The organism is Klebsiella sp. KP20-425-1, from assembly GCF_025813515.1.
In the GTDB taxonomy this organism is placed as follows: Bacteria; Pseudomonadota; Gammaproteobacteria; order Enterobacterales; family Enterobacteriaceae; genus Klebsiella; species Klebsiella pneumoniae.
Genome location: NZ_CP109614.1, coordinates 2,987,975 through 3,013,375 on the forward strand (window position 1 = coordinate 2,987,975; position 25,401 = coordinate 3,013,375).

Here is a 25,401-nt window from a genome sequence, read left to right on the forward strand (position 1 = left end):
GAGGCTAAAAAGTTACCAGAATTAGGCAGGTACCATAGACAGATTACAGGTGAACCTTTATCGCCTCTAGACACCGCGAACAAGGCGCTAGGCTACGCCAACTCCTATATGGGGCATATGTATAATGGTAACGATATTTCCGCCAGGATGATGACCGCTGCACTCAGAAAGCAGATGTTAACAGTTAATGAATCCGACCTTGATCAGGTTCACCATATCGCCAGCCAGATAGATATGAATCAGGCCCTTATGTCACAGGCTTATGAAGCATTCTATTCAGGTGATTTGACACGATACCAGCAGATCATTAATTCGATGGGATCAGCTTTACAAAATACAATCCCGGCAGTTACCCCAGCACCAATGGAGCAAAATACAGCGACAACTGCCGAGACTGAACCAGCACACTGCCCAAGATTGTTGGAAGCGTGGAATGACTATATAAAGGATAAGGGTCAAAAGTGGCGCAAGCAAACAGCAAATGAGAATCAGCGTTTCTTTGATGTCCTCTATCATGTTGTGGGTGATGTCCCTGTTGATAGCGTTAAGAAACAGGATTTAAGGGATTCTCTCAAGGTGGCAGAGAATCTGCCTACTCGAACTAAACTACCCTACTCCAGAATGAGTCTTGCCGAGTGCATTGATTACGATGTCCCTGAGGATAACCTGATCGCCAGTGAGCATGTCCACAAACATTTAAAGCTATGGCGTTCATTGTTCAAAACGTATCAAGTCGATCAGAAAGATGTTCTTACCAAATCCCCTACTGATGGGATTAGTTACGAGGTTAAATCCAACCGGGGTGGGAACTATACAACCAATGAACTGAGTCGAATCAAAGAGCATCTCTTTGCACTACCAAACAGTGATTATCGGAAATGGCACTTACTGCCCCTGATTTATACAGGTGCTCGACGTGGTGAAATAGCGGATATCCGTAAGCACCACATACAGAAAGATGAGGAGACCGGGCGCAGGTATATTTATTGAAGGTGGGTAAACCGAACACGCCCGTCGCCAGGTTCCAATACATAAGACTATTGAGGCGGGGCTTTTGGCTTGTGTAAAAAACCTCAAGGATTCCGACCGTGTATTTGGCAAACTTCCCAACTACACCACCGTAACCACAGATTGGGTGGATATGATGAATGGACTAGACATCCCCGATTACAACGAGTTCGGACTCAAGCGCCGGGTCCACTCACTGAGACACACATTTATAATTAATGCTATTGCATCCGTTGGAAACGCCGCACTGGTCCAGTTTGTTGTTGGTCACAGCAGAACACAATCGCTACGTTTTACGACACTAACAAACACTCTATAAAAATGGTATCAATAAATCACCCTATTGAAACAATGATACCAATAATTAATTATGATACCGTTAATTGATACCTAGAGAGGGATGATATGAGCCGTACATTTGCATACTGCCGAGTTTCCACCAGCGAACAGACAACCGAAAACCAAATCATGGCTATTCGTCAGGCTGGCTATGATGTGATTGATAATCGTGTTGTATCAGAAGTTGTTTCTGGTGGTGTTCAGGCTATGCAGCGTAAAGCCTTTGCCGATATGGTAAATCATAAACTGGAGTCTGGTGATCGGCTGGTTGTGCTCAAACTGGACCGCTTAGACCGTGACAATATCGACGTGCAACACACTATCGCAATGTTGCTAGACAAAGGAATTGACGTTGTATCGTTGGATCTGCCTGCGAGCAACCTTGCCAGTGCCAAATGAAAGTTAATGCTTCAGATGTTCTCGGCGTTTGCTGAATTTGAAAAATCCCGCATCACAGAGCGCACTAAAGAGGGGCTAGAGCGTGCTAAGAAAGAAGGTAAGAAGCTAGGTCGCCCAATTGCTACAGACACCCGCCAACGAGTTCAGGAAGCCAAAACTGGTGGGCTGAGCCAGGCCAAGGTTGCTGCTGCTTTAGGTTTAGGGATTGCCACGATAAAACGTCATTGGAACATCTGATATTATTGTATTAACGGAGTAGCTATCGTTATGGCATTGAATTATTTGTGTAGACTACTCTTGTTCAGAGACTAAGGTAGATAAGGGAGCTAAGTATGTCCAAAACTAGAGATAATCATTATGTACCTCAATGGCATCAAAAAGGGTTTATGGAGGAACGGGAACAACAACTCTGTCACTTAACGCGACGTGAAATCAACATTCCCGGAGGCGAGACAAAGTTGGTCGAGTCAAAAAAATGGCAGACTCCAACCCAGCGGTTTTATGAGGTTGATTTATACTCAACTTTTTTTGGCTCTGAAATAAATGATGACATAGAACGACAATTATTCGGCCCTATAGATAACAATGGTTCAACAGCTATTCGAGCTTTTCTCGGAGATGATCAAGCTAAGTGGCATAATAGTTTTCGTGATTTGTTTACGTACATTGACTCTCAGAAATTACGAACGCCTAAAGGTTTGGATTGGATTAAAAGCAAATACTCTGAGCTAAATCAAAGTCAACTCATGATGGAAATGCAATCACTTAGAACAATGCATTGTACATTATGGGCCGAGGGAGTACGGGAGTTAGTTTCAGCATCAGAATCTGAAACCAAATTCATTCTTTCAGACCATCCAGTAACTGTTTACAACTATGCTTGCCCTCCCGATTCTGAACTTTGTGTTTATCCTAATGATCCAGACATTACGCTTAAAGGCTCACAGACAATATTTCCTTTAGACAAAAATCGCTGTTTGATTCTGACAAATCTTGAGTATGCACAAGATCCAAAAAATATAAACCCAATTCAGCAACGAACTAATGCCACTCGACAAAGACATAGTATGGTTAACACCATTAATTTCATTAACAGCCGAAAACTTACTGATGATGAAGTAAAAAAAATAAACTACATCATAAAAAGCAGATCTAACAAATCCATTGCCGCAGGTCGAGAAGATTGGCTTTATCCTGAAAAAGACATTAAGAATGATTGGGCTGAATTACGCCATGTGCTTTTACCATCATTGAATGGGGTATTGGGTTTTGGAGGAGAAATGTATGTTAAGTTTGAGGATGGCTCAGTACATTATCAAGATGCGTTTGGTAGAACATCTAGTGCACACGAATTTCTCCAGAAAAAGACAAGTAAAGAGCGAATAGGTCGTAACTCTATTTGTGGGTGTGGCAGTGGTAGAAAATACAAATATTGCTGCCTTAATCTTGCTGAAAATTTGCGTACATCATGGGATGTATTAAGCATAAGAGAAAGAAACCTCGCATTTTGCAATTGTATTAAAGATGTATTGGGTTTAAATAAAGGTAAAACGTGGCTAGATGTCAGAAAAGAACTCACAGAGGAACATATAACAAAGATTTATGAATTCTATGCAATCCTATGGCCTATTGATACAGACATATATAATCTATTACCAAAATCTGATGGAAAATTACGAGCTTTGTATTCAGGGCCTGTAGATATCCGTACCATAGTTGAAAATGCAATACCAATGGCTTCATTATTTGATGAGTTTTTGATTGAATCCCCTATATGTAACCCTAATGTTACCAATCCTGATTTTAGCCCCATAAATCACCCATCACAATATAAATATCAGTCACTCAAGGATTTTTTATTCTTCCTTCACATGGAGCCATTTATTGGACTTGGCTTGATAAATATCATTCCTGAACCAGCCGAATTTGATATTGAACTTATGCGAGCAATGTTAGACATGGCTAGGGATAGAAGCCAAAGAAAAGAGCATATACACGAGCAAGATCTGCAGCGACATTTCATATTAGCCACTGAGGATTTACTAAACTCAACGGTACTAATGCCTAGGTCTATAAGAGTTGATTTCCTTATGAGCCAGTTCGATTTGGCTGAAGAGTTAGCAACTGATATTATTTCTATGTCAGAGTCGAAAGCAGATTCATCACCTCTAATGCTATTACAAAAGCCACCAACAGGTAGTAGTGGGCAATTAATGATGTCACGTAACGGACCTAATTATGAAATGGCTTTATTTATAGCCCAGGCAACTGGATCAGTGATTGTAACTGATAGCATTTCGAGATGGAATCAGCTATATTCTGCACAGCACCGCAATCAAGGTATATCTGCTTACCCATGGAGTAAAACACTTGATACTTTCAATTCTGTGCCTCTAGACATTCAGTTTGACCGCACATTTTTAAAATCCCAAGGTCTATTCTCCAAGACCAGAAACCTGCTTAAATGCATTGACCAAACAATATTGAGAAATAATCGTTCACCATCACATCTACAGAACCTCGCTGCTCACATAAATGACCTTATGAAACAGCTAAATGTAGAGAGTGAGTCCTTGGTTCTTAAAAATATGATGATTTCCGCACCGGAGGGTGGTTTTCATGATAGAAATGTTCAGCGATTATTGGCACGTTCAAGTTGTTTAAAATACGATGACAATGTCAGGTCAATTTTGGGCCTTGATATTACAACTTAGCAATAACAGCCGTTTGAGCCCTCTGCAAAAAGTTGCATAACTTCATGATTAACATGGCTTATAACTGAAAAATACAAAAAGGGCTACGCCGATGAAAGCGGTAGCCCTGTGGTTATTTATCAATAAAAGCTGAGAATAACGCTCAGTAATTTAAATGTCAGTTGAGATAATGGATAAAGAACCCTGCTAAACGCACCGTATCATTCTCTATGAGGTTTGATCTCCTCTGATCTCCTCCCTGAAAACAGTGCCAGGCTAAACTGAAGTCTTCGGTCTTTCTTCCATCTCACAGAGAGGCACATCGCCATGAAAAAGACCCGCTATACCGAAGAACAGATAGCATTTGCGCTGAAACAGGCCGAAACCGGCACTCGGGTGGAGGAAGTCTGCAGAAAGATGGGCATTTCTGAAGCCACATTTTACAACTGGAAGAAAAAGTTTGGCGGCATGGGCGTGACAGAGCTGCGCCGCCTGCGCCAGCTTGAGGAAGAGAATCAGCGTCTGAAACGTCTGGTGGCCGATTTAAGTCTGGACAAGGAGATGCTGCAGGAAGTTATCAAAAAAAGTTCTGAGGCCGGCTCAGAAGCGTCAGGCGGTGCATTTTCTGCGGGAGGCTTACCGTATCAGTGTCCGGCGGGGATGCGGACTGCTGATGCAGAGCAGAACCGTTTACCACTGGCAGAGCCGGCGGGATGATCGGGCGGTAACCCTGCATATCCGGGAAATAGAGGAAACCCGGATCCGCTACGGTTGCCCGCGTATTCATATTCAGCTGCGGCGGGAAGGCTGGCCTGTTAACCACAAGAAAACACACCGGATTTACTGTCTGGAAGGCCTCAACCTGCGCAGAAAGCGCCCCCGCAGGCATGTCAGTGCAGCACATCGTCAGCAACGTCCAGTCCTGACCGGAGTCGATAAGTGCTGGTGTATGGATTTCGTGTCGGATAACCTGTTTAACGGACGACGTTTCCGGGCGCTGACTGTAGTGGATAATTTTAGTCGGGAGTGTGTGGCGATCCATGCCGGGAAGTCGCTGAAAGGTGAGGATGTGGTCGGTGTGATGGAAAGGTTGCGGGTGCTGGGCAAGCGCCTGCCGGTACGTATTCAGACAGATAACGGCAGCGAGTTTATCTCGAAAAGTCTGGATAAATGGGCGTATGAGCACGGTGTTACAATGGACTTCTCCCGCCCCGGAAAACCAACGGATAACCCGTTTATTGAATCATTTAACGGCAGTCTGCGGGATGAATGCCTGAACATTCACTGGTTTCTCTCGCTGGAAGATGCGCAGGACAAACTCGACAACTGGCGCAGGGAATATAATCATGAGAGAACGCATTCATCATTAAATGACATGACTCCGGCTGAATTCATCCGAAGTCTCCGGAAAGACGAAGATCTCTGATATAGCACTGCACTGATTTTGGGCCAGGGTCAGAAAGACGAAGATCTCTGATTTAGCACTGCACTGAATTTGGGCCAGGGTCAGTGCATAAAAAATGGGATTCTAAGTGAAATTAAAGCTGTCACACAAAACGATGATTGCCCTTTATGCTAACAAGGCAATTCATTGATTTGTAATGATATTAATTTTTCCTATGCGCCTTCCCAGGCGTCTGGTATGCTTTATGAAACAATGAGGCCAAAAGCACAACTCATTGTTACGTATATACTTTTAACGTAAAGTCTCGTCGGCGCGTTCAGGATATCCACCGCGAGGCCGTATTCGTGGCCGAACATACTACACTAACTTCGTCGGGAAAGCTTCTGTTCGCCGCGCCCCGTCTTTAGTATGGAACAGATTTTCCTCATTCTCCTGTGCCCATTCACGCATACGGATCTTTATCGGACAGCGCCCCCTCACTACGCGCGCTCCTCAGCAACGGCCGGGCGCTGGCCAAGCAGCCAGTCGCGAAAACAGCGGTTGGCAGGCGCCAGCAGCGCGGTCTCGTGGTAAACCAGATGATAGGCCAGCGGACAGGCGATGGGCTGCGCCAGAGGATTAACCAGCCGCCCCTGCGTCAGCGCAGGCGCTATGAATGAGCGTCGCAGCAACGCCATCCCCATACCGGCGAACGCCGCCTCCGTCACGCCGTTGGAATCAGTGAACACCGGCCCACGCCGCGCGAAGTGCGGCGCCAGCCCCACGGCCTCACACCACAGCGCCCAGTCTTCACGATGTTCATCGTGCAGCAGCGGATACTGCAGTAGATCGCTCGCATCGGTGAGCGTCCGGCGCGGAGCAATCAGTTGCGGGCTACAGACCGGCATCAGATCGTCATCCAGCAGGCGGTAAGCCTGCAGTTCCGGCCAGCCGCCGACACCATGACGCACGGCAAAATCGATCCCTTCACTCAGCACATCCACTCGCCGGTTGGTGGTGCCGATCTGGATCTCTATCTGCGGATAGCGTCGTTCAAAATCAGCCAGCCGCGGCAGCAGCCACTGAATGGCGAAGCCGCTGGTACAGCTGATAGCTACCTTTTCTGGTCCCGGGGGCACCTGCAGGCGCTGGGTGGCGGCGGCTATCTGATGAAACGCCGGCTGAACGGCCCGCAGGTAGATCTCTCCCACCGCCGTTAACTGTAACCGTCGCGGAGTACGGATAAATAGCGGGACATTCAGCGTCTCCTCAAGGCGGGCAATCTGCTGGCTGACGGCGCTGGGCGTGACGCAAAGCTCACTGGCGGCCAGCTTCAGGCTGAGCAGCCGCGCCGCCGCCTCAAAGCAGCGCAACGCATTCAGCGGCGGGAGTTTCATGGGTATGGAACCTCAGTTAAGAAAAACTTAATCATGTAAGCATAACGCGTTTGTCGCACGCTGCACGTGGGTTCTACAGTTGACTTCCTTCGTGACTACAAGGAGTCAATCATGCGTATTATCGACTATGGCCGCCTGCTGCTGCTCGCCGCCCTCTGGGGCGCCAGCTTTTTGTTTATGCGCATCACCACCCCGGCCTTCGGGGCGTTGAACAGCGCTTTTCTTCGCGTACTGTTCGCCGCTATCGCGCTCGGGCTGTTACTCGGCGTGCAGGGTAAATGGAGCGGGTATCAGGGAAAATTCACATCCACTCTGCAGCTGGGGGTCATTAATTCAGGCCTTCCTTTTCTCATGTACTGCCTTGCCGCGCAATGGCTGCCGGCAGGGTACTCCGCCACGCTTAACGCCACGGCGCCGATGATGGGGGTGCTGATCGGCGCGTTATGCTTTGCAGAACCGTTAACCCTGCGCAAAGGCGGCGGCGCGATACTGGGCGCCATTGGCGTGGCGGTGATCGCGCGCCCGACATCTGGCCTTAGCGCCGCCCTGCTGCTGCCGGGGATTGGCGCCTGCCTGACCGCGACCGCCTGTTACGGTCTGGCCGGCTTTCTGACCCGCCGCTGGATCCAGCAGCGAGGCGGCCTCGAGGCTGAACGCGTCGCGCTGGGTAGCCAGGTCGGCGCCACGCTGTTTCTGTTTCCTTTCTTTCTCTGGTCCTGCTGGCATGGGCCTGCCGTAGACTGGCGGCAGAGTCTGCCGTGGATAGCGATAGTCATGCTGGGCGTGGTCTGCACGGCGGCAGGGTATATTATCTACTTCCGCTTGATTGCAGATATAGGGCCGCTGCGTTCGCTGTCGGTGACCTTTTTGATCCCACCTTTTGCGGCGCTGTGGGGCTATCTCTGCCTCGGAGAGACAGTGGAGGAAGGATTGATTCTCGGCGCGCTGCTGGTTTGTGTAGCGCTATGGATGATTATCGTGCCGTCGGGGCGAAAACGCGGGGTACCGGACGGCGCATGATGCACCGCCCGGCAGATAGCCTTAGAGAAACGGCCTCACGTCGCCGACGCCTTCGCGCAGCACCACCGGGGTGTCTTCAGTGAGATCGATAACCGTGGTCGGCTGCTGCCCAAGGAAACCGCCGTGAATGATGAGGTCCACCACTTTCTCCAGACGATCTTTGATCTCTTCCGGGTCGGATTCGGTAAAGTCGCTGCCGGGCAGCATCAGCGACGTGGAGAGCATCGGCTCGCCTAAGGTCTCGAGCAACGCCTGAGCGATGGGGTTAGACGGGACGCGCATGCCGATGGTTTTACGCTTCTCCTGCAGCAGCCGACGCGGCACCTCTTTGGTCCCCTTAAGGATAAAGGTATAGTTGCCCGGCGTGTTGTTTTTCATCAGGCGAAACGCCACATTATCCACAAAAGCGTAGGTTGACAGCTCGGACAGATCGCGGCACATCAGGGTAAAGTTGTGGCCGTCCGGCAGCTGACGAATGCGGCAGATCCGCTCCATCGCCCCCTTGTCTTCAATTTTGCAGCCCAGCGCGTAGCCGGAGTCGGTAGGATAAACGATCACCCCGCCCTTACGCACAATCTCCACCGCCTGGTTAATCAACCGCGCCTGCGGGTTATCCGGATGGATATAAAAAAACTGGCTCATACTTCCCTCTCAATTTTTATTCGGCGGCCGCTTCCCAACTGTGCCAGACGCCTTCCACGCCGGCAGGAAGCCAGAGCTTACGGCCAAGTTCGATCCACGCGCAGGGCTGATGAAAATCGGATCCCTGCGACGCCAGAAGACCAAACTGCACGGCCAGGGTGGCCAGCTGGGCGCGTTCATGGGGCGCCTGCTGACACTGGGCCACTTCCATGGCATCACCGCCCTGCTCGCTAAAGTGGGCCAACAGCCGCTTCAACCACTTGGCGGAGAGATCGTAGCGCCCGGGATGGGCAATCACCGCCTTGCCGCCAGAATGATGAATCACATCAATCGCTTGTTTTATTGTACACCACTGCGGCGGCACGTAACCGGTTTTCCCGCGGGCAAGGTATTTTTTGAAGACTTCCGCCATGTTTTTCGCATGGCCGGCCTCCACCAGAAAACGGGCAAAATGGCCGCGGGTGACGGCGCCACCGTCCGCCAGTCGCAGCGCCCCTTCCCAGGCGCCGGGGATCCGCGCCTTCTCCAGGCGCTCGGCAATCATCTGACCGCGCTGCTGGCGCCGCGCTTTCTGCTCCTCCAGCAGGGCGGTCATCGTTGGGTGCGCAATATCAATATTCAGACCCACAATATGAATCTCGTGATTCTCCCAGAGGGTGGAAATCTCGACGCCGTTCACCAGGGTCAAGGGTAATCCGGCGCGGGCGATCTCCTCCCGGGCCGCCGGGATCGCCGCCACGCTGTCATGGTCGGTGATCGCCAGGGTGCCGACGCGCATCTCATGGGCGCGATGGACCAGTTCCTGCGGAGTCAGCCGCCCGTCAGAGGCGGTGGTATGGCTGTGCAGATCGTAAATCACTGCGTATTGGCTGTCGCTCAAAAGGACTCCTGCTGGACATCAACGTAAATAAGCGCATTATCATACCGACAGGCAGAGAAAATCTGCAAACAAGGGTTGACTTTATTCCATTGAACTAGTTAACTAGTACGCAAGTTCACATGAAGGGGTATCACGATGAAAATGCACTTTATCACTCTGCACAGCTGGTGGCGCACCTCCTGACGACGGGCGGCGTGATCGCGTTTTGCATTCAGCATACAGATACCCGGCCCGCCAATGAGCGGGCTTTTTATTGGACAAAAATAATACGAACAGGCGAGAACAATAATGCAAACATCCAAACCGGCACTCGAGCTTCTCACCAGCGACGCCATCTACCGGGAGAACCCGACGGCGTTATTCCACCAACTGTGCGGCGCCCGTCCGGCGACGCTGCTGCTGGAATCCGCTGACATCGACAGCAAAGATGACTTAAAAAGCCTACTGCTGGTCGATAGCGCGCTGCGCATTACGGCCCTTGGTGACACTGTCACTATTCAGGCCCTCTCCGCCAACGGCGCGGCGCTGCTGGAACTACTGGACGGCGCGCTGCCCTCCGGGATCAACAATCAGCGCCAGCCCAACGGCCGCATCCTGACCTTCCCGGCCGTCAGCGCCCTGCTCGATGAAGACGCCCGTCTCTGCTCACTGTCGGTGTTTGACGCCTTCCGTCTCCTGCAGGAGCTGGTGAGCGTTCCGGACAACGAGCGCGAAGCGATGTTCTTCGGCGGCCTGTTCGCCTATGACCTGGTGGCCGGTTTTGAAGATCTTCCCCAGTTGCAAAGCGACACCACCTGCCCGGACTACTGCTTCTATCTGGCGGAAACCCTGCTGGTCATCGACCATCAGACCAAGCATACCCGCATTCAGGCCAGCCTGTTCACCCCGCTGGAGAGTGAAAAACAGCGCCTGGAGCAGCGCCTGAGCCAGCTGCGTCAGCAGCTGAACGAGCCGCCGGCGCCGCTACCGGTTACCACCGTGGCCGAAATGCGCTGCGACGTTGACCAGAGCGATGAAGAGTACGGCGCGGTGGTGCGCAAAATGCAGCGCGCGATCCGCGCCGGGGAAATCTTCCAGGTGGTTCCTTCCCGCCGCTTCTCGCTGCCCTGCCCATCGCCGCTGGCCGCTTATGATGTGCTGAAGAAGAGCAACCCCAGCCCGTACATGTTCTTTATGCAGGACAATGATTTCACCCTGTTCGGCGCCTCGCCGGAAAGCTCGCTGAAGTATGATGCCGTCAGCCGTCAGATTGAAATCTACCCCATCGCCGGCACCCGGCCACGCGGCCGCCGCGCCGACGGCTCGCTGGATCGCGACCTCGACAGCCGCATCGAGCTGGAAATGCGCACCGATCATAAAGAGCTTTCCGAACACCTGATGCTGGTGGACCTGGCGCGTAATGACCTGGCGCGCATCTGCACCCCGGGCAGCCGCTATGTCGCTGATTTAACCAAGGTTGACCGCTACTCCTTCGTGATGCATCTGGTCTCCCGTGTAGTAGGCGAATTGCGTCAGGATCTCGACGTCCTCCACGCCTATCGCGCCTGCATGAATATGGGCACCCTCAGCGGCGCGCCGAAGGTCCGCGCCATGCAGCTGATTGCCGCCGCCGAAGGTAAACGCCGCGGCAGCTACGGCGGCGCGGTGGGCTATTTCACCGCCCACGGCGACCTCGACACCTGCATCGTCATCCGTTCCGCCTACGTGCAGGAAGGTATCGCTACCGTCCAGGCCGGAGCCGGCATTGTGCTCGACTCGGTTCCCCAGTCGGAAGCGGATGAGACCCGAAATAAAGCCCGCGCGGTGCTGCGCGCCATTGCCCAGGCCCATCACGCGAAGGAGATTTTCTGATGGCTGACATTCTGCTGCTCGATAATATCGATTCTTTTACCTATAACCTGGCAGACCAGCTGCGCGCCAACGGCCATAACGTAGTGATTTATCGCAACTCCGTTCCGGCGCAGGCGCTGATTGAGCGTCTGGGCACCATGGACAACCCGGTGCTGATGCTCTCCCCGGGCCCGGGTACGCCAAGCGAAGCCGGCTGCATGCCGGAGCTGCTGACCCGTATGCGCGGCAAGCTGCCGATCATCGGCATCTGCCTCGGCCACCAGGCCATTGTCGAAGCCTACGGCGGCTATGTCGGCCAGGCGGGCGAGATCCTCCATGGCAAAGCCTCCAGCATTGAGCACGACGGCCAGGCGATGTTTGCCGGTCTGGCTAACCCGCTGCCGGTGGCGCGCTACCACTCGCTGGTCGGCAGCAATATTCCCGCCGGGCTGACGATTAACGCCAATTTCAACGGTATGGTGATGGCGGTGCGTCACGATGCGGACCGGGTGTGCGGCTTCCAGTTCCATCCGGAATCGATCCTTACCACTCAGGGCGCGCGGCTGCTGGAGCAGACCCTGGCCTGGGCGCTGCAGAAGCTGGAGCATACCAACACCCTCCAGCCGATCCTTGAGAAACTGTACCAGGCGGAAACCCTGAGCCAGCAGGAGAGCCACCAGCTGTTCTCCGGCGTCGTGCGCGGCGAAGTGAAGCCTGAGCAACTGGCCGCCGCGCTGGTCAGCATGAAAGTGCGCGGCGAGCAGCCGCAGGAAATTGCCGGCGCCGCTACCGCGCTGCTGGAAAACGCCGCGCCGTTCCCGCGCCCGGACTACCTGTTTGCCGACATCGTCGGCACCGGTGGCGACGGCAGCAACAGCATCAATATCTCCACCGCCAGCGCCTTTGTCGCTGCGGCCTGCGGGTTAAAAGTGGCGAAACACGGCAACCGCAGCGTCTCCAGTAAATCAGGCTCTTCTGACCTGCTGGCGGCCTTCGGCATTAATCTCGATATGAACGCCGATAAATCCCGCGCCGCGCTTGATGAGCTGGGCGTCTGCTTCCTGTTCGCGCCGAAGTACCACACCGGTTTCCGCCACGCGATGCCGGTCCGTCAGCAGCTGAAGACTCGCACCCTGTTCAACGTGCTGGGCCCGCTGATCAACCCGGCGCATCCGCCGCTGGCGCTGATTGGCGTCTACAGCCCGGAACTGGTGCTGCCGATCGCCGAGACCCTGCGCGTGCTGGGTTATCAGCGCGCGGCGGTGGTGCACAGCGGTGGGATGGATGAAGTTTCACTGCATGCGCCTACGGTGGTGGCCGAACTGCATAACGGGGAAATTAAAAGCTATCAGCTGACCGCCGACGACTTCGGCCTGACGCCTTACCATCAGGCGCAGCTGGCGGGCGGCACCCCGGATGAAAACCGTGACATTCTGACGCGCTTGCTACAAGGTAAAGGTGAAGCCGCTCACGAAGCCGCCGTCGCCGCCAACGTCGCCATGTTGATGCGTTTACACGGGCATGAAGATCTGAAAGCTAACGCTCAGCAGGTACTGGATGTGCTGCACAGCGGCGCGGCCTATGACAGAGTGACCGCCTTAGCGGCAAGAGGGTAAATAATGCAAACCGTTTTAGCAAAAATCGTTGCCGACAAAGCGATTTGGGTGGAAGCCCGCAAACAACAACAACCGTTAGCCAGTTTTCAGAATGAGATCGTCCCGACGCAGCGCAATTTCTATGACGCGCTGGCCGGCACCCGCACCGCGTTTATTCTCGAGTGCAAGAAGGCCTCGCCGTCGAAGGGGTTGATTCGCGAGGATTTCGATCCGGCAGCGATCGCCAGCATCTACAAGCACTACGCCTCGGCGATCTCGGTGCTGTGTGATGAGAAATATTTCCAGGGCAGCTTCGATTTCCTGCCGATCGTCAGCCAGGTCGCGCCGCAGCCGATCCTGTGTAAGGACTTCACCATCGACCCTTACCAGATCTACCTGGCGCGCTACTATCAGGCCGACGCCTGTCTGCTGATGCTCTCGGTGCTCGACGATGAACAGTATCGTCAGCTCTCGGCGGTGGCTCACAGCCTGAATATGGGCGTGCTGACCGAAGTCAGCAATGAAGAGGAACTGGAGCGCGCCATCGTCCTGAAGGCGAAGGTGGTGGGCATTAACAACCGCGACCTGCGCGATATGTCGATTGACCTTAACCGCACCCGTCAGCTGGCGGCGCGTCTCGGCCCGGATGTCACGGTGATCAGCGAATCCGGCATCCATACCTATGCCGAAGTGCGCGAGCTGAGCCACTTCGCCAACGGCTTCCTGATCGGCTCCGCCCTGATGGAGCAGGCGGATCTGGAAGCGGCGGTTAAACGCGTGCTGCTCGGCGAGAACAAAGTGTGCGGCCTGACGCGCCCGCAGGATGCCCAGGTGGCCTGGGAGTCCGGCGCCATTTACGGTGGGCTGATCTTCGTCCCGACCTCGCCGCGAGCGGTGAATGACGCCCAGGCCAAAGCGGTGATCGCCGCTGCGCCGCTGCAGTACGTCGGCGTCTTCCGCAATGCGCCGCTGGAGGAGGTGGTCGCCCGCGCGCAGGCTCTGGGGCTGGCCGCCGTGCAGCTGCACGGTGATGAAGACCAGGCCTATATCGACGCGCTGCGCGACGCCCTCGCGGACAACGTCCGCATCTGGAAAGCGCTGAGCGTCGGCGAAACCTTCCCGGCCCGTACGCTCCGCCATGTCGACAAGTACCTGCTCGACAACGGCCAGGGCGGCAGCGGCCAGCGCTTTGACTGGAGCCTGCTGCAGGGCCAGGATCTGCGCAACGTCATGCTGGCGGGCGGCCTCGGCGCCGATAACTGTGTGGAAGCGGCCAAAAGCGGCTGTGCCGGACTCGATTTCAATTCAGGCGTAGAGTCGCAACCCGGGATTAAAGACGCCAGCAAGCTGGCCTCGGTATTCCAGACGCTGCGCGCATATTAAGGAGCAATAATGAGCACTTTACTGAACCCCTACTTCGGCGAATTCGGCGGCATGTATGTGCCGCAGATCCTGATGCCCGCCCTGCGCCAGCTGGAAGAAGCCTTTGTCAGCGCGCAGAAGGACCCGGCCTTTCAGGCGGAATTCACCAACCTGCTGAAAAACTACGCCGGTCGTCCGACGGCCCTGACCAAATGCCGGAATCTGACCGAAGGCACCCGCACCACCCTGTACCTGAAACGCGAAGATCTGCTGCACGGCGGCGCGCACAAAACCAACCAGGTGCTGGGCCAGGCTCTGCTGGCCAAACGGATGGGCAAAACCGAAATTATCGCCGAGACCGGCGCCGGCCAGCACGGCGTCGCCTCAGCGCTGGCCAGCGCCCTGCTCGGCCTGAAATGCCGTATCTACATGGGGGCCAAGGACGTCGAGCGCCAGTCGCCGAACGTCTTCCGTATGCGCCTGATGGGCGCCGAGGTGATCCCGGTGCACAGCGGCTCCGCCACGCTGAAAGATGCCTGTAACGAGGCGCTGCGCGACTGGTCCGGCAGCTACGAAAAGGCGCACTATATGCTGGGCACCGCCGCCGGTCCGCACCCGTTCCCGACGATTGTGCGTGAATTCCAGCGCATGATTGGCGAAGAGACCAAAGCGCAGATCCTTGAAAAAGAGGGCCGCCTACCGGACGCGGTGATCGCCTGCGTCGGCGGCGGATCAAACGCCATCGGCATGTTCGCTGATTTTATCGAGGAAACCAACGTCGGCCTGATCGGCGTGGAGCCCGCCGGACACGGTATCGAGAGCGGCGAGCACGGCGCGCCGCTGAAGCATGGCCGCGTTGGGATCTACTTCGGTATGAAGTCGCCGATGATGCAGACCGCCGACGGCCAGATCGAAGAGTCTTACTCCATTTCCGCCGGGCTGGACTTCCCGTCCGTTGGGCCGCAGCACGCGTTTCTGAACAGCACCGGTCGCGCTGACTATGTGTCGATCACCGACGACGAAGCGCTGGACGCGTTTAAAGCGCTTTCCCGCCACGAAGGGATTATCCCGGCGCTGGAGTCCTCTCACGCTCTGGCCCACGCGCTGAAGATGATGCGCGAGAACCCGGAAAAAGAGCAGCTGCTGGTGGTTAATCTCTCCGGCCGCGGCGACAAAGACATTTTCACCGTACATGACATCCTGAAAGCGCGAGGGGAAATCTGATGGAACGCTATGAGACGCTGTTTGCCCAACTGAAAAATCGCCAGGAAGGCGCCTTCGTCCCCTTTGTCACCCTTGGCGATCCGGGACCGGAGCAGTCGCTGAAAATTATCGATGCGCTGATCGAAGGCGGCGCCGATGCCCTTGAACTGGGGATCCCTTTCTCCGACCCGCTGGCGGACGGCCCGACCATCCAGGGCGCGGCCCTGCGCGCCTTCGCCGCGGGAGTGACCCCGGCGCAGTGCTTTGAGATGCTGGCGGCGATCCGCCAGAAGCATCCGACCATCCCAATCGGCCTGCTGATGTATGCCAACCTCGTCTTCAGCCCGGGCATCGATGCGTTCTATGCCCAGTGCGCCCGCGTCGGCGTCGACTCGGTGCTGGTGGCCGACGTGCCGGTGGAAGAGTCCGCCCCGTTCCGCCAGGCGGCGATGCGCCATAACATCGCGCCGATTTTCATCTGCCCGCCCAATGCGGATGACGATTTACTGCGCCAGATTGCCTCTTATGGCCGCGGCTACACCTATCTGCTGTCGCGCGCCGGAGTGACGGGTGCGGAAAATCGCGCCGCGCTTCCGCTGCACCACCTGGTGGAGAAGCTGGCGGAATATCACGCCGCGCCGCCGCTGCAGGGCTTTGGTATCTCCGCGCCGGAGCAGGTGAGCGCCGCTATTGACGCCGGAGCCGCCGGGGCTATCTCCGGTTCCGCCATCGTCAAAATCATCGAACGCCACCTCGATGAGCCGCAGACCATGCTCGACGAGCTGAAAGCCTTCGTCCAGAGCCTGAAGGCAGCGACCAAAACCGCCTGACCATCAGCCGCCTGGCATCGCGCCAGGCGGCGATGATTTCTGCAAACTGTCGGCGTATTTGCGCGTTAAGCGAAACAGCGCCTGCACTTCATCTTCCGGCCACTGCGCCAGCACCTGATTCATTAACCGCCGCCGCGCTACCGCAATACTGTCGATCATCTGTTGTCCGCTGGCGCTAAGCGTCACTTCGCTGATCCGTCGATCATGACGGTTCGGTTGCTTACAGGCGAGTCCCTGGGCTTCCAGTTTTTTCACCTGGCGGCTGACGGTGGTGTAATCGCGCCCTAAATGATCCGCCAGCTCAACCACCCCCACCGGGCCATGGCGCCCTACTGCCACAAGCAGCGGAAACAGCATCTGTTCCAGCTGGACGCCGGCTGCCTGCAGGATCTGCTCATCGCGCAGCGGCTGGTTCATTACGCTGATGATATCCAGCAGCGCGCCGTGAAAGTCGGTAATGTCGTAGTCATTATGTGCATCTTGCATGTATTAATTTTCCGCGTATAGTGCTGCAAAACAATATGTGTATTTTACACATAATTCCCGACAGGAGATAATTTATGAAAGCAGCCGTGGTTTTTGATCTCGCAGAAGGCCCGGTTTGGGCCGATTTTATCGACCCGCAGCCCGCGCCCGGCCAGACGCTCATTGACGTCCGCGCCGCCGCGATAAGCCATGTGGTTAAGGCCCGGGCATCCGGACGCCATTACAGCTTCGACGGCAATCTGCCCTTTGTGCCCGGTATCGATGGAGTCGGCACCACACCTCAGGGCCAGCGCGTCTACTTCGCCTTCCCCACCGCCCCCTTCGGCAGTATGGCGCAGCGGGCGCCGGTCGCCCTGCAGAATTGTCTGCCGCTGCCGGATGCGCTCGATGATATCCAGGCGGCGGCGATGGCCAACCCCGGTATGTCCGCGTGGGCATCGCTGGTGACACGCGCCCAGCTTCAGGCCGGCGAAACGGTGCTGATTAATGGCGCCACCGGCAGCGCCGGTCAGTTGGCGGTACAGATTGCCCGCTATCTGGGAGCGAAAAAAATCATTGCAACCGGACGGAATGCGCAGACGCTGGCGGCGCTGGACGCCGATGAGTGTATTCAGTTAACCGCTGATGATAAAACCTTGAGCGGGCAATTTTCAGCGGTCAGCGCCGCGCAGATCGATGTGGTCATCGATTACCTGTGGGGACACAGCGCGGAATTATTATTGCCGGCACTGGCGAAATATACCCCTGCCGGCAGTCCGGTGCGCTATGTGCAGGTGGGTTCCCTGGCTGGCGCCGATATCGCGTTAAATGGCGCAGTGCTGCGTTCCGCCCCACTCCTGCTGATGGGCAGCGGGATCGGTAGCCTGTCGGTATCGCAACTGCTGGCGGCGACCGGTGAAATGCTGCAGGCGGCGGTGCCGGGGAAATTGACCATCGCCACCACCCCGCGGCCACTGCAGGAGATCGCGGCGGCCTGGCCGCAGGACGACAGCCAGAAGCGCACGGTTTTCACCCTCGGATAAAAAATCGCTTCCGCACAAAAGATGGGGTTGATATCTTAAATGAGAAATATTATCTTTCTCATCACTGAATAGTTGAGTAAATCACTCAGGTATTCAGTACGACATTGCTCACATTGCTTCCAGTATTTTTGCCCGCACTTGTGCGGGCTTTTTTTATTCGCGACACACCTCACGCACCCGCTGCCGCAGCCAGCGGTGGCCGGGGCCTGCTCCAGACGCGGATGCCACGCCTGCGAAACCGTAATCACCTCGGTACTGACCGGCAGCGGATCGAGAGCCGCCAGCAAATTAAAATCGGGATCGTTCATTATCGCTCCAGTCGCCAGACAGGGCGTTTGCTGCAAGATATGAGTGCACTGGCGGCGTCTTCCGCCCGATCTCGGGCCTGATTATAGTGAAGACCTCCCTTCTGCAGCGAGAGACATCATGAAATCCGATCAGCACAACACTATCCTCATCGTCGGCGCCTCGCGCGGCCTTGGCCATGCTATGGCGGCGACGTTCCTGCAGCACGGCTGGGAGGTCATCGGCACCGTGCGCGATTTATCATCCCACACGCCGCTCCACGACCTGGCCAAGACGCATCCCCTGCGGCTACGCCTGGCGACGCTCGACATCCGCGATGAAGCCCAGCTTACCGCGCTGCAGGCGACGCTTCCCGCCGCGAGCCTCGACATACTGTTCGTCAATGCTGGCACCACCAATCGTGACCCGTCGCAGACCATTGGCGACGTCTCCACCGAGGAGTTTTACCAGGTGATGCTCACCAATGCCCTGGCGCCGATGCGGGTTATCGAGCGCCTGCAGCAGGCCGTTAAACCGCAGGGGCTGCTCGGCGTCATGTCCTCTGGCCAGGGGAGCCTGACCAATAACCTTACCGGCCAGCGGGAACTCTACCGCGGGAGTAAAGCTGCGCTGAATATGTTTATGCGCAGCTTTGCCGCTCGCCCCTCCTCGGCCTCCCATCCGCTGGTGGTGATGGCCCCGGGATGGATCCGCACCGAGCTCGGCGGGGCAGATGCCCCGCTGACCATCGAAGAGACGATCCCACGCCTGGTGAACGTCCTGCTCGACAAACGGCAACGTCCGGGACTGGAGTATCTCGATTACCAGGGCCGTACCGTGCCCTGGTAATCCGTGCCGGAACAACCATCATATGGCCGCCCGGAAGTTAACCCCGCCCGGCGCGGCTTGCTACCGACCTTATTCTGCAGCACATTCCCTATATTTCCGCTTTATCGTTCAAAAAATGTGAATTATGTAAATCGAAGTGAAGAAAGTTGTTTTAAGGTCAACTTTTCTATGTAAATATTAAGGCAAATGATAACTATTCTTTTTATCATTTATAGATTCACACCGGGTCAGCGCAAGCCAGACGACGAATAACGTCGCTTTTGCGCGGTGTGATATGTGCTCATAACAAAAAATAAGCCTGCATTTATCATGGAAAAAAACGCTTCTCTGCCTTTCGGCAGTTTCAACTCATTGGCATTGTTTACAGGTCTGTGTCTGGGAGCCTCGCCGGCAGCAGGCATCGCAGCGGAAAATTCGGTCAAAAATAGTGAAGAGACGCTGGTAGTGGAAGCCGCTCCGCCTTCACTCTACTCCCCCGGCGCTTCCGCCGATCCCAAGTTCAATAAACCGCTGGTCGATACCGCCCGCACCATCACCGTGATCCCGGAACAGGTGATTAAAGATCAGGGCGTCACCAACCTGACTGACGCCCTCAAAAACGTTCCCGGCGTGGGGGCGTTTTATGCCGGGGAGAATGGCAGCTCAACCACCGGGGATGCCATCTTTATGCGCGGCGTGGATACCTCTAACAGCATCTATGTGGACGGCATTCGCGACATCGGCAGCGTGACGCGCGATACCTTCAATACCCAGCAGGTGGAAGTCATCAAAGGGCCCGCCGGCACGGACTATGGCCGCAGCGCGCCCTCCGGCTCGATCAATATGATCAGCAAGCAGCCGCGCCTTGACTCCGGGATCGACGGCTCGGCCAGCATCGGCAGCGCCTGGTCGCGCCGGGGCACTCTCGACCTGAACCAGGCGTTTAGCGACAACGCTGCGTTCCGTCTGAACCTGATGGGGGAAAAAACCCATGACGCTGGTCGGGACCGCATTGAAAACGAACGCTATGGCATCGCACCGTCGCTGGCCTTCGGCCTTGATACCCCAACTCGTCTGTATCTGAACTATCTGCACGTCCGGCAGAACAACACCCCGGATGGCGGGATCCCTACCGTCGGCCTGCCGGGCTATTCGGCGCCTTCGCCGAAGTATGCCGCACTCAACTCCGCCGGGAAGGTCGATACCAGCAATTTCTATGGCACCGACTCCGATTACGATAAATCTACTACCGACAGCGGTACCCTGCGCTTCGAACACGATCTGACGGAGAACACCACCGTGCGCAATACCACCCGCTGGTCGCGAGTGAAACAGGAGTATCTTTTGACCGCGGTGATGGGCGGCGCGAACAATATCACCGCCCCCGATATCAATGACGTCAACACCTGGAGCTGGTCGCGTCTGGTTAATACCAAAGATGTCAGCAACCGCATTCTGACCAACCAGACCAATATCACCTCGACTTTCAATACTGGCTCGATAGGCCATGACGTCAGCGCCGGCGTGGAGTTTACCCGGGAAAACCAGACCAACTATGGCGTTAACGCCAGGACCGCGCCGGCGGTGAATCTCTACCATCCGGTGAGCAACCTGTCGATTGGCGGGCTGGACAGAAACGGGGCGAACGCCAACGGCCAGACCGATACCTTCGGGATTTATGCCTTCGATACGCTGACGCTGACCGAGCGGATTGAGATCAACGGCGGGCTGCGTCTCGACAATTACCATACCAAATATGACAGCGCCACCGCCTGCGGCGGCAGCGGACGCGGGGCTATCGCCTGCCCACCCGGACAGTCGACAGGCAGCCCGGTCACCACTGTCGATACCGCTAAATCCGGCAATCTGGTTAACTGGAAAGCCGGGGCGCTGTACCGCTTAACCGAGCAGGGCAATGTCTACGTCAACTACGCCATCTCACAGCAGCCGCCGGGAGGCAGCAGCTTCGCCCTGGCCGCCAGCGGCAGCGGCAACAGCGCTAACCGAACCGACTTTAAGCCGCAGAAGGCAAAATCCAGCGAGCTGGGCACCAAGTGGCAAATCTTCGACAATCGTCTGCTGCTCAGCGCGGCATTATTCCGCACCGATATTGAAAACGAAGTGGCCGCCAACGATGACGGAACCTGGTCGCAGTACGGCAAAAAGCGCGTGGAGGGGTATGAACTCTCCGCGACCGGAAACCTGACCCCGGACTGGACGATTATCGCCGGCTACACTCAGCAGCATGCGACAGTGACGGAGGGACAGAACGTTGCACAGGATGGATCTTCCGCCCTGGCCTACACCCCGAAACATGCCTTTACGCTGTGGACGCAGTATCAGGCCACCAGCGATCTGTCCGTCGGCGGCGGTGTGCGCTATGTCGGAAGCCTGCGCCGGGGCAGCGATGGTGCAGTTGGTACCCCGGATCACACCGAGGGCTACTGGGTTGCCGACGCCAAACTGGGCTATCGGGTCAACAGCAACCTCGATCTGCAGCTCAATATGTATAACCTGTTTGATACCGATTACGTGGCCTCCATCAACAAGAGCGGCTATCGCTATCATCCGGGCGAACCCCGGACCTTTATGCTGACGGCGAACGTCCATTTCTGAGTCTGCGCGTGGGGCCGTTGCGCCCCACTTTTTAGAGAGAACACCGCGATGATGTATCACATTCCTGACGTGCTATCGACAGACCAGGTGGCGGAATTTACCCGGCAGCTGGCGCAGGCCGAGTGGGTCGACGGGCGGGTTACGGTGGGTAGCCAGGGGGCGGCCGTCAAACAGAACCAGCAGATCGATACCCGAACGCCGCTGTATGCCCGCCTGCAGGCCGCTGTGCTCGATATGCTGCGCGGCCATCCGCAGTTTTTTTCCGCCGCGCTGCCGCGGACGATTTCCGCGCCGTTGTTTAACCGCTATGGGCCAGGGGAGACCTATGGTTTTCACGTCGATGGCGCCGTTCGCCAGAACGGCGAGGCGGGCTGGATGCGCACTGATCTGTCAGCGACGCTGTTCCTTTGCGATCCGGAGAGCTATGAGGGTGGCGAACTGGTGATTGAAGACACCTATGGCCAACATCGGGTGAAGCTCCCGGCCGGGCATCTGGTGCTCTATCCCGCCAGCAGCCTGCACTGCGTCACCCCGGTCACCCGCGGCGTACGCCAGGCCTCTTTCCTGTGGATCCAGTCGATGGTCCGCGACGATAAGCAGCGTGCGATGCTTTACGACCTGGACCGCACCATCCAGTCTCTGAAGGCCCGCTTTGGCGACGGAGAAGAGGTCCTCTCCCTGCTCAACATGTATCACAACCTGCTGCGCCAGTGGACGGAAGTGTGATCCGCTGTTGATGACAGAGGCTTGCGGCAGACAGGTGTGACGAGACAATGAACTGGCCATCCGTTGGCCAGTTTACAGAAGAATTTAGAACCGATAGCCTGCGGAGAACATAAACACCCACGGATCCAGACGGGTGCTGACTTTCTGGTCCACGCCGCCGGCTTTGAATTTCACATCGGTATCGATATCCATGTACCACACCGACATATTCAGCAGCCAGTCGCGGTTAATCAGATAATCTAGGCCGACCTGCCCCGCCGCGCCCCAGGAGTCCTTCAGGCTCAGATCGGAAAGCCCGGCCGCCTTGCCGGTATCGTTAAAGTCTTCATTAAAGAAGGTGGTGTAGTTGATACCGGCCCCCACGTACGGGCGCACCTTGCTTTGCGCATCGCCAAAGTACCACTGCGCCATCAGGGTGGGCGGCAGCTGATGGACGGTGGCGATAGTCCCGGTTGGCCCGGTGCCGACCTTATGGCGGAACGGCGTCGCGGCAAGCAACTCCACGCCAATGTTATCGGTCGCCATATAGGTAAAGGTTAAACCCAGCTGGGTATTGTTACTGACGTTGAAACTGCCAAGGCTGCCTAACACATTGTCAGAGCCCTCCGTCGGTCGGACGGTGGCGGTCCCGGCACGAATGAAAAACTCACCCGCTTCATGCGCCCAGACGCTGCCGGTAGAAAGCGTGCCAAGAATCAATGCCGCCGCTGCTAACTTCTTCATATCCACTTCCTCATTATGGTTTTTCAGCGCGGCCAAATATACCTATAACGAGTTACGTTTGATCTGTTTTAGATCACACTAAATCCTCAGATTTAACATTTATTGATCCAGATTAATTTTTGCTACCGATCGCAATGCCTTGAATTGTTCGCACATCAATTTTCACTTTTCGCGCAAAAATTTATTTCTGCCTCTCTTGCCGTCGCTGAGGCGGCTGGATAAGTTAACTGCCGACAATCTGTGTTGATGCGTTTTTTTCAGGTGTAATTATGAGTGAAATCAACCCGTGCATGACGTGCGGTGCCTGTTGTGCGTATTTTCGAGTCTCTTTCTACTGGGCGGAAGCCGACGACGCGGGCGGCCTGGTGCCCTCCGCGCTGACCGAACCGCTGACCCCTTTCCTGCGCTGCATGAGCGGCACCAATCAGCGCCAGAACCGCTGCGCGGCCCTGTCTGGCGATATCGGCGACGCCGTTCACTGCACTATTTATGAAAACCGGCCTTCGCCGTGTCGCGAATTCGCCATGTCCGGGGAAAATGGCGAGGAAAACGATGCCTGCAACCGGGCGCGGGCGCGCTACGGCCTGCCACCATTGCGGCCTCTTTACAAAGATATACCTGCCCTGACCGGCGCAGAGAGTGCTACGACGGAACGATTTGCGGTACAATCGCCGGCTAGTTAACACCTGCGACACTCAAGGAGAATGCATGTCTATCACGGCGAAGTCCGTCTACCGTGACACCGGGAATTTTTTTCGTAATCAGTTCATTACTATTTTACTGATTGCGCTGTTGTGCGCGTTTATTACGGTAGTACTTGGCCATGCCTTTTCACCCAGCGACGAGCAGCTGTCGATACTCAGCGAAGGCGATAACCTCGCCGGTAGCGCCGGGCTTTTCGAGCTGGTGCAGAACATGACGCCGGAGCAGCAGCAGGTTCTGCTGCGCGCCTCGGCGGCATCAACCTTCTCGGGTCTGGTAGGTAATGCGATCCTCGTCGGCGGCGTCCTGCTGCTGATCCAGCTGGTCTCCGCCGGTCATCGCGTTAGCGCCCTGCGCGCCATCGGCGCCTCGGCGCCGGTGCTGCCCAAGCTGCTGCTGCTGATCCTGTTCACCACCTTCCTGGTGCAGATGGGGATGATGCTGGTGCTGGTGCCCGGCGTGCTGCTGGCCATCGTGCTGGCCTTTGCGCCGATCATGCTGGTACAGGACAAAATGGGCATCCTCGGCGCCATGCGCAGCAGCATGCGCCTGGCGTGGGCCAATCTGCGGCTGGTGGCGCCGGCTATTATCGGTTGGCTGGTGGCGAAAACCCTGCTGTTACTGTTTGCTTCCAGCTTTGCCGCCCTGACGCCAAACGTCGGCGCGGTGGTGATTAATACCATCAGCAACCTGATTTCCGCCCTGTTGCTGATCTATTTATTCCGCGTGTATATGCTTATCCGCAGCTAATTTTAACCAGGACCGGGGCCTTCCCCGGTCCGTCCTGAAAGACGGGATCGATGTATGAAGCAGTTTCTGGATTTTTTACCGCTGGTGGTCTTCTTTGCCTTTTATAAGCTTTACGATATCTACGCCGCCACCACGGCGCTGATTGTGGCGACCGCCGTCGTGCTGATCTACAGCTGGGTGCGCTACCGGAAAGTGGAAAAAATGGCGCTGATCACCTTCGTGCTGGTGGCCGTCTTCGGCGGGTTAACCATCTTCTTCCATAATGATGAGTTTATTAAATGGAAGGTGACGGTGATCTATGCCCTGTTCGCCGGCGCGCTGCTGTTCAGCCAGTGGGTGATGAAAAAGCCGCTGATCCAGCGCATGCTGGGTAAAGAGCTGAGCCTGCCGCAGCAGGTCTGGTCGCGACTTAACCTGGCCTGGGCGGTGTTCTTTATTCTCTGCGGGCTGGCCAATATCTATATCGCCTTCTGGCTGCCGCAGAATATCTGGGTAAACTTTAAGGTCTTTGGTTTAACCGCCCTCACGCTGGTCTTTACCTTGCTGAGCGGGATCTACATCTACCGTCATATGCCGCAGGACGACCACCACTAACCCCTCCGCCGGCGCGCCATCGCGCGCCGCGCTCGCCCCCTATAAGCTTACTGCACTGGCAAACATTCCCTGCAACCACACAACCTC

Annotated in this window: 22 protein-coding genes, 1 pseudogene and 1 other annotated feature; of the genes and pseudogenes, 17 read left to right on the forward strand and 6 right to left on the reverse strand. The window is 55.8% G+C overall.

All coding sequences use genetic code 11. From position 1 onward, the window contains the following. The first annotated feature begins 117 nt into the window (after positions 1–117). The 4 genes and pseudogenes from OHJ17_RS14705 to OHJ17_RS14720 all read left to right on the forward strand — a co-directional run bounded on the left by OHJ17_RS14705 (position 118) and on the right by OHJ17_RS14720 (position 5,865). Positions 118–990 carry a site-specific integrase gene (locus OHJ17_RS14705; RefSeq protein WP_188117719.1) on the forward strand — a complete coding sequence of 291 codons (873 nt, stop codon included), beginning with the start codon at positions 118–120 and terminating at the stop codon, positions 988–990. 423 nt (positions 991–1,413) lie between these two features. Next, a pseudogene (locus tag OHJ17_RS14710) lies at positions 1,414–1,983 on the forward strand (recombinase family protein). 95 nt (positions 1,984–2,078) lie between these two features. Next, positions 2,079–4,460, forward strand: coding sequence for a DUF4238 domain-containing protein (locus OHJ17_RS14715; protein ID WP_045326765.1), 2,382 nt, complete (start codon positions 2,079–2,081; stop codon positions 4,458–4,460). Between the two features lie 306 nt (positions 4,461–4,766). Then, a protein-coding gene (locus tag OHJ17_RS14720) for an IS3 family transposase (protein WP_085956092.1) occupies positions 4,767–5,865 on the forward strand; the annotation gives its coding sequence in 2 pieces (ribosomal slippage) (positions 4,767–5,020 and positions 5,019–5,865; 1,101 coding nt in all). A 458-nt stretch (positions 5,866–6,323) separates the two neighbouring features. Here the strand turns inward: OHJ17_RS14720 and gcvA are convergent. After that, complete coding sequence (gene gcvA, locus OHJ17_RS14725; RefSeq protein ID WP_016947409.1) at positions 6,324–7,220, reverse strand: transcriptional regulator GcvA; 897 nt, start codon at positions 7,218–7,220, stop codon at positions 6,324–6,326. A gap of 111 nt (positions 7,221–7,331) precedes the next feature. Between gcvA and OHJ17_RS14730 the strand changes: the two genes are divergently transcribed. Beyond that, on the forward strand, positions 7,332–8,240 hold the full coding sequence (locus OHJ17_RS14730; protein ID WP_023287497.1) for a DMT family transporter: 909 nt from the start codon (positions 7,332–7,334) through the stop codon (positions 8,238–8,240). A gap of 21 nt (positions 8,241–8,261) precedes the next feature. Here the strand turns inward: OHJ17_RS14730 and OHJ17_RS14735 are convergent, their stop codons facing one another. Next, positions 8,262–8,882, reverse strand: coding sequence for an L-threonylcarbamoyladenylate synthase (locus OHJ17_RS14735; protein WP_002901738.1), 621 nt, complete (start codon positions 8,880–8,882; stop codon positions 8,262–8,264). A gap of 16 nt (positions 8,883–8,898) precedes the next feature. Then, positions 8,899–9,762 carry an RNase RNM gene (gene rnm / locus OHJ17_RS14740; protein ID WP_002901735.1) on the reverse strand — a complete coding sequence of 288 codons (864 nt, stop codon included), beginning with the start codon at positions 9,760–9,762 and terminating at the stop codon, positions 8,899–8,901. 159 nt (positions 9,763–9,921) lie between these two features. Beyond that, positions 9,922–10,017 (forward strand) — a sequence feature (Trp leader region). 33 nt (positions 10,018–10,050) lie between these two features. Between rnm and OHJ17_RS14745 the strand changes: the two genes are divergently transcribed. From OHJ17_RS14745 to trpA, 5 genes are read left to right on the forward strand one after another with little or no spacing between them, the layout of a single operon-like run. After that, positions 10,051–11,613: an anthranilate synthase component 1 gene (locus OHJ17_RS14745; protein ID WP_004190758.1), complete on the forward strand. Its 1,563-nt coding sequence runs from the start codon at positions 10,051–10,053 to the stop codon at positions 11,611–11,613. Then, complete coding sequence (gene trpD, locus OHJ17_RS14750; RefSeq protein WP_114505231.1) at positions 11,613–13,208, forward strand: bifunctional anthranilate synthase glutamate amidotransferase component TrpG/anthranilate phosphoribosyltransferase TrpD; 1,596 nt, start codon at positions 11,613–11,615, stop codon at positions 13,206–13,208. The genes OHJ17_RS14745 and trpD overlap by 1 nt, the downstream gene beginning before the upstream one ends. A 3-nt stretch (positions 13,209–13,211) precedes the next feature. Beyond that, positions 13,212–14,570: a bifunctional indole-3-glycerol-phosphate synthase TrpC/phosphoribosylanthranilate isomerase TrpF gene (trpCF, locus tag OHJ17_RS14755; protein WP_023287496.1), complete on the forward strand. Its 1,359-nt coding sequence runs from the start codon at positions 13,212–13,214 to the stop codon at positions 14,568–14,570. Between the two features lie 9 nt (positions 14,571–14,579). Beyond that, positions 14,580–15,773, forward strand: a complete 1,194-nt coding sequence (trpB, locus tag OHJ17_RS14760; RefSeq protein ID WP_004224270.1) for a tryptophan synthase subunit beta — start codon at positions 14,580–14,582, stop codon at positions 15,771–15,773. After that, positions 15,773–16,582: a tryptophan synthase subunit alpha gene (gene trpA / locus OHJ17_RS14765; protein WP_002901728.1), complete on the forward strand. Its 810-nt coding sequence runs from the start codon at positions 15,773–15,775 to the stop codon at positions 16,580–16,582. The genes trpB and trpA overlap by 1 nt, the downstream gene beginning before the upstream one ends. 3 nt (positions 16,583–16,585) lie before the next feature. Here the strand turns inward: trpA and OHJ17_RS14770 are convergent, their stop codons facing one another. After that, on the reverse strand, positions 16,586–17,068 hold the full coding sequence (locus OHJ17_RS14770) for a MarR family winged helix-turn-helix transcriptional regulator (protein WP_023279917.1): 483 nt from the start codon (positions 17,066–17,068) through the stop codon (positions 16,586–16,588). 74 nt (positions 17,069–17,142) lie between these two features. Between OHJ17_RS14770 and OHJ17_RS14775 the strand changes: the two genes are divergently transcribed. Next, positions 17,143–18,090, forward strand: a complete 948-nt coding sequence (locus OHJ17_RS14775) for a quinone oxidoreductase family protein (RefSeq protein ID WP_023287495.1) — start codon at positions 17,143–17,145, stop codon at positions 18,088–18,090. Between the two features lie 35 nt (positions 18,091–18,125). Here OHJ17_RS14775 and OHJ17_RS14780 read toward each other — a convergent pair whose 3' ends face one another. Beyond that, positions 18,126–18,398, reverse strand: coding sequence for a hypothetical protein (locus OHJ17_RS14780; protein WP_023279116.1), 273 nt, complete (start codon positions 18,396–18,398; stop codon positions 18,126–18,128). A gap of 118 nt (positions 18,399–18,516) precedes the next feature. Here OHJ17_RS14780 and OHJ17_RS14785 point away from each other — a divergent pair, with 118 nt between their 5' ends. The 3 genes from OHJ17_RS14785 (at position 18,517) to ybiX (ending at position 22,545) form a co-directional block, all read left to right on the forward strand. Next, positions 18,517–19,224, forward strand: coding sequence for an SDR family NAD(P)-dependent oxidoreductase (locus tag OHJ17_RS14785; protein ID WP_023287494.1), 708 nt, complete (start codon positions 18,517–18,519; stop codon positions 19,222–19,224). A gap of 309 nt (positions 19,225–19,533) precedes the next feature. Continuing rightward, entirely contained in the window at positions 19,534–21,819 is a 2,286-nt protein-coding gene (locus OHJ17_RS14790; protein ID WP_114504173.1) for a catecholate siderophore receptor Fiu, read from the forward strand. Between the two features lie 48 nt (positions 21,820–21,867). Then, a complete protein-coding gene (ybiX, locus tag OHJ17_RS14795; RefSeq protein WP_004140326.1) occupies positions 21,868–22,545 on the forward strand; it encodes a PKHD-type hydroxylase YbiX in 678 nt (225 codons plus the stop codon). An 84-nt stretch (positions 22,546–22,629) separates the two neighbouring features. Here the strand turns inward: ybiX and ompW are convergent, their stop codons facing one another. After that, entirely contained in the window at positions 22,630–23,268 is a 639-nt protein-coding gene (ompW, locus tag OHJ17_RS14800; protein ID WP_002901634.1) for an outer membrane protein OmpW, read from the reverse strand. Positions 23,269–23,537: 269 nt separating this feature from the next. Between ompW and OHJ17_RS14805 the strand changes: the two genes are divergently transcribed. The 3 genes from OHJ17_RS14805 to OHJ17_RS14815 are packed head-to-tail and all read left to right on the forward strand — an operon-like array spanning position 23,538 to position 25,314. Then, a complete protein-coding gene (locus OHJ17_RS14805; RefSeq protein WP_016947402.1) occupies positions 23,538–23,951 on the forward strand; it encodes a YkgJ family cysteine cluster protein in 414 nt (137 codons plus the stop codon). Positions 23,952–23,976: 25 nt separating this feature from the next. Further along, the gene (locus tag OHJ17_RS14810) at positions 23,977–24,720 is read left to right on the forward strand and encodes a YciC family protein (protein WP_002901632.1); all 744 of its coding nucleotides are present in this window, start codon (positions 23,977–23,979) and stop codon (positions 24,718–24,720) included. 54 nt (positions 24,721–24,774) lie between these two features. Further along, complete coding sequence (locus OHJ17_RS14815; RefSeq protein ID WP_002901631.1) at positions 24,775–25,314, forward strand: septation protein A; 540 nt, start codon at positions 24,775–24,777, stop codon at positions 25,312–25,314. The last annotated feature ends 87 nt before the right edge of the window (positions 25,315–25,401 follow it).

Bases quoted from the DNA above. Each gene is read 5' to 3' on its own strand.
- gcvA (WP_016947409.1), bottom strand. From the start codon at position 7,220: ATGAAACTCCCGCCGCTGAATGCGTTGCGCTGCTTTGAGGCGGCGGCG.
- trpA (WP_002901728.1), top strand. From the start codon at position 15,773: ATGGAACGCTATGAGACGCTGTTTGCCCAACTGAAAAATCGCCAGGAA.
- trpD (WP_114505231.1), top strand. From the start codon at position 11,613: ATGGCTGACATTCTGCTGCTCGATAATATCGATTCTTTTACCTATAAC.
- ompW (WP_002901634.1), bottom strand. From the start codon at position 23,268: ATGAAGAAGTTAGCAGCGGCGGCATTGATTCTTGGCACGCTTTCTACC.
- OHJ17_RS14705 (WP_188117719.1), top strand. From the start codon at position 118: ATGTATAATGGTAACGATATTTCCGCCAGGATGATGACCGCTGCACTC.
- OHJ17_RS14735 (WP_002901738.1), bottom strand. From the start codon at position 8,882: ATGAGCCAGTTTTTTTATATCCATCCGGATAACCCGCAGGCGCGGTTG.
- ybiX (WP_004140326.1), top strand. From the start codon at position 21,868: ATGATGTATCACATTCCTGACGTGCTATCGACAGACCAGGTGGCGGAA.
- OHJ17_RS14715 (WP_045326765.1), top strand. From the start codon at position 2,079: ATGTCCAAAACTAGAGATAATCATTATGTACCTCAATGGCATCAAAAA.
- OHJ17_RS14790 (WP_114504173.1), top strand. From the start codon at position 19,534: ATGGAAAAAAACGCTTCTCTGCCTTTCGGCAGTTTCAACTCATTGGCA.
- OHJ17_RS14780 (WP_023279116.1), bottom strand. From the start codon at position 18,398: ATGAACGATCCCGATTTTAATTTGCTGGCGGCTCTCGATCCGCTGCCG.
- OHJ17_RS14805 (WP_016947402.1), top strand. From the start codon at position 23,538: ATGAGTGAAATCAACCCGTGCATGACGTGCGGTGCCTGTTGTGCGTAT.
- trpB (WP_004224270.1), top strand. From the start codon at position 14,580: ATGAGCACTTTACTGAACCCCTACTTCGGCGAATTCGGCGGCATGTAT.
- trpCF (WP_023287496.1), top strand. From the start codon at position 13,212: ATGCAAACCGTTTTAGCAAAAATCGTTGCCGACAAAGCGATTTGGGTG.
- OHJ17_RS14810 (WP_002901632.1), top strand. From the start codon at position 23,977: ATGTCTATCACGGCGAAGTCCGTCTACCGTGACACCGGGAATTTTTTT.
- OHJ17_RS14730 (WP_023287497.1), top strand. From the start codon at position 7,332: ATGCGTATTATCGACTATGGCCGCCTGCTGCTGCTCGCCGCCCTCTGG.
- OHJ17_RS14785 (WP_023287494.1), top strand. From the start codon at position 18,517: ATGAAATCCGATCAGCACAACACTATCCTCATCGTCGGCGCCTCGCGC.
- OHJ17_RS14745 (WP_004190758.1), top strand. From the start codon at position 10,051: ATGCAAACATCCAAACCGGCACTCGAGCTTCTCACCAGCGACGCCATC.
- OHJ17_RS14775 (WP_023287495.1), top strand. From the start codon at position 17,143: ATGAAAGCAGCCGTGGTTTTTGATCTCGCAGAAGGCCCGGTTTGGGCC.
- OHJ17_RS14770 (WP_023279917.1), bottom strand. From the start codon at position 17,068: ATGCAAGATGCACATAATGACTACGACATTACCGACTTTCACGGCGCG.
- OHJ17_RS14815 (WP_002901631.1), top strand. From the start codon at position 24,775: ATGAAGCAGTTTCTGGATTTTTTACCGCTGGTGGTCTTCTTTGCCTTT.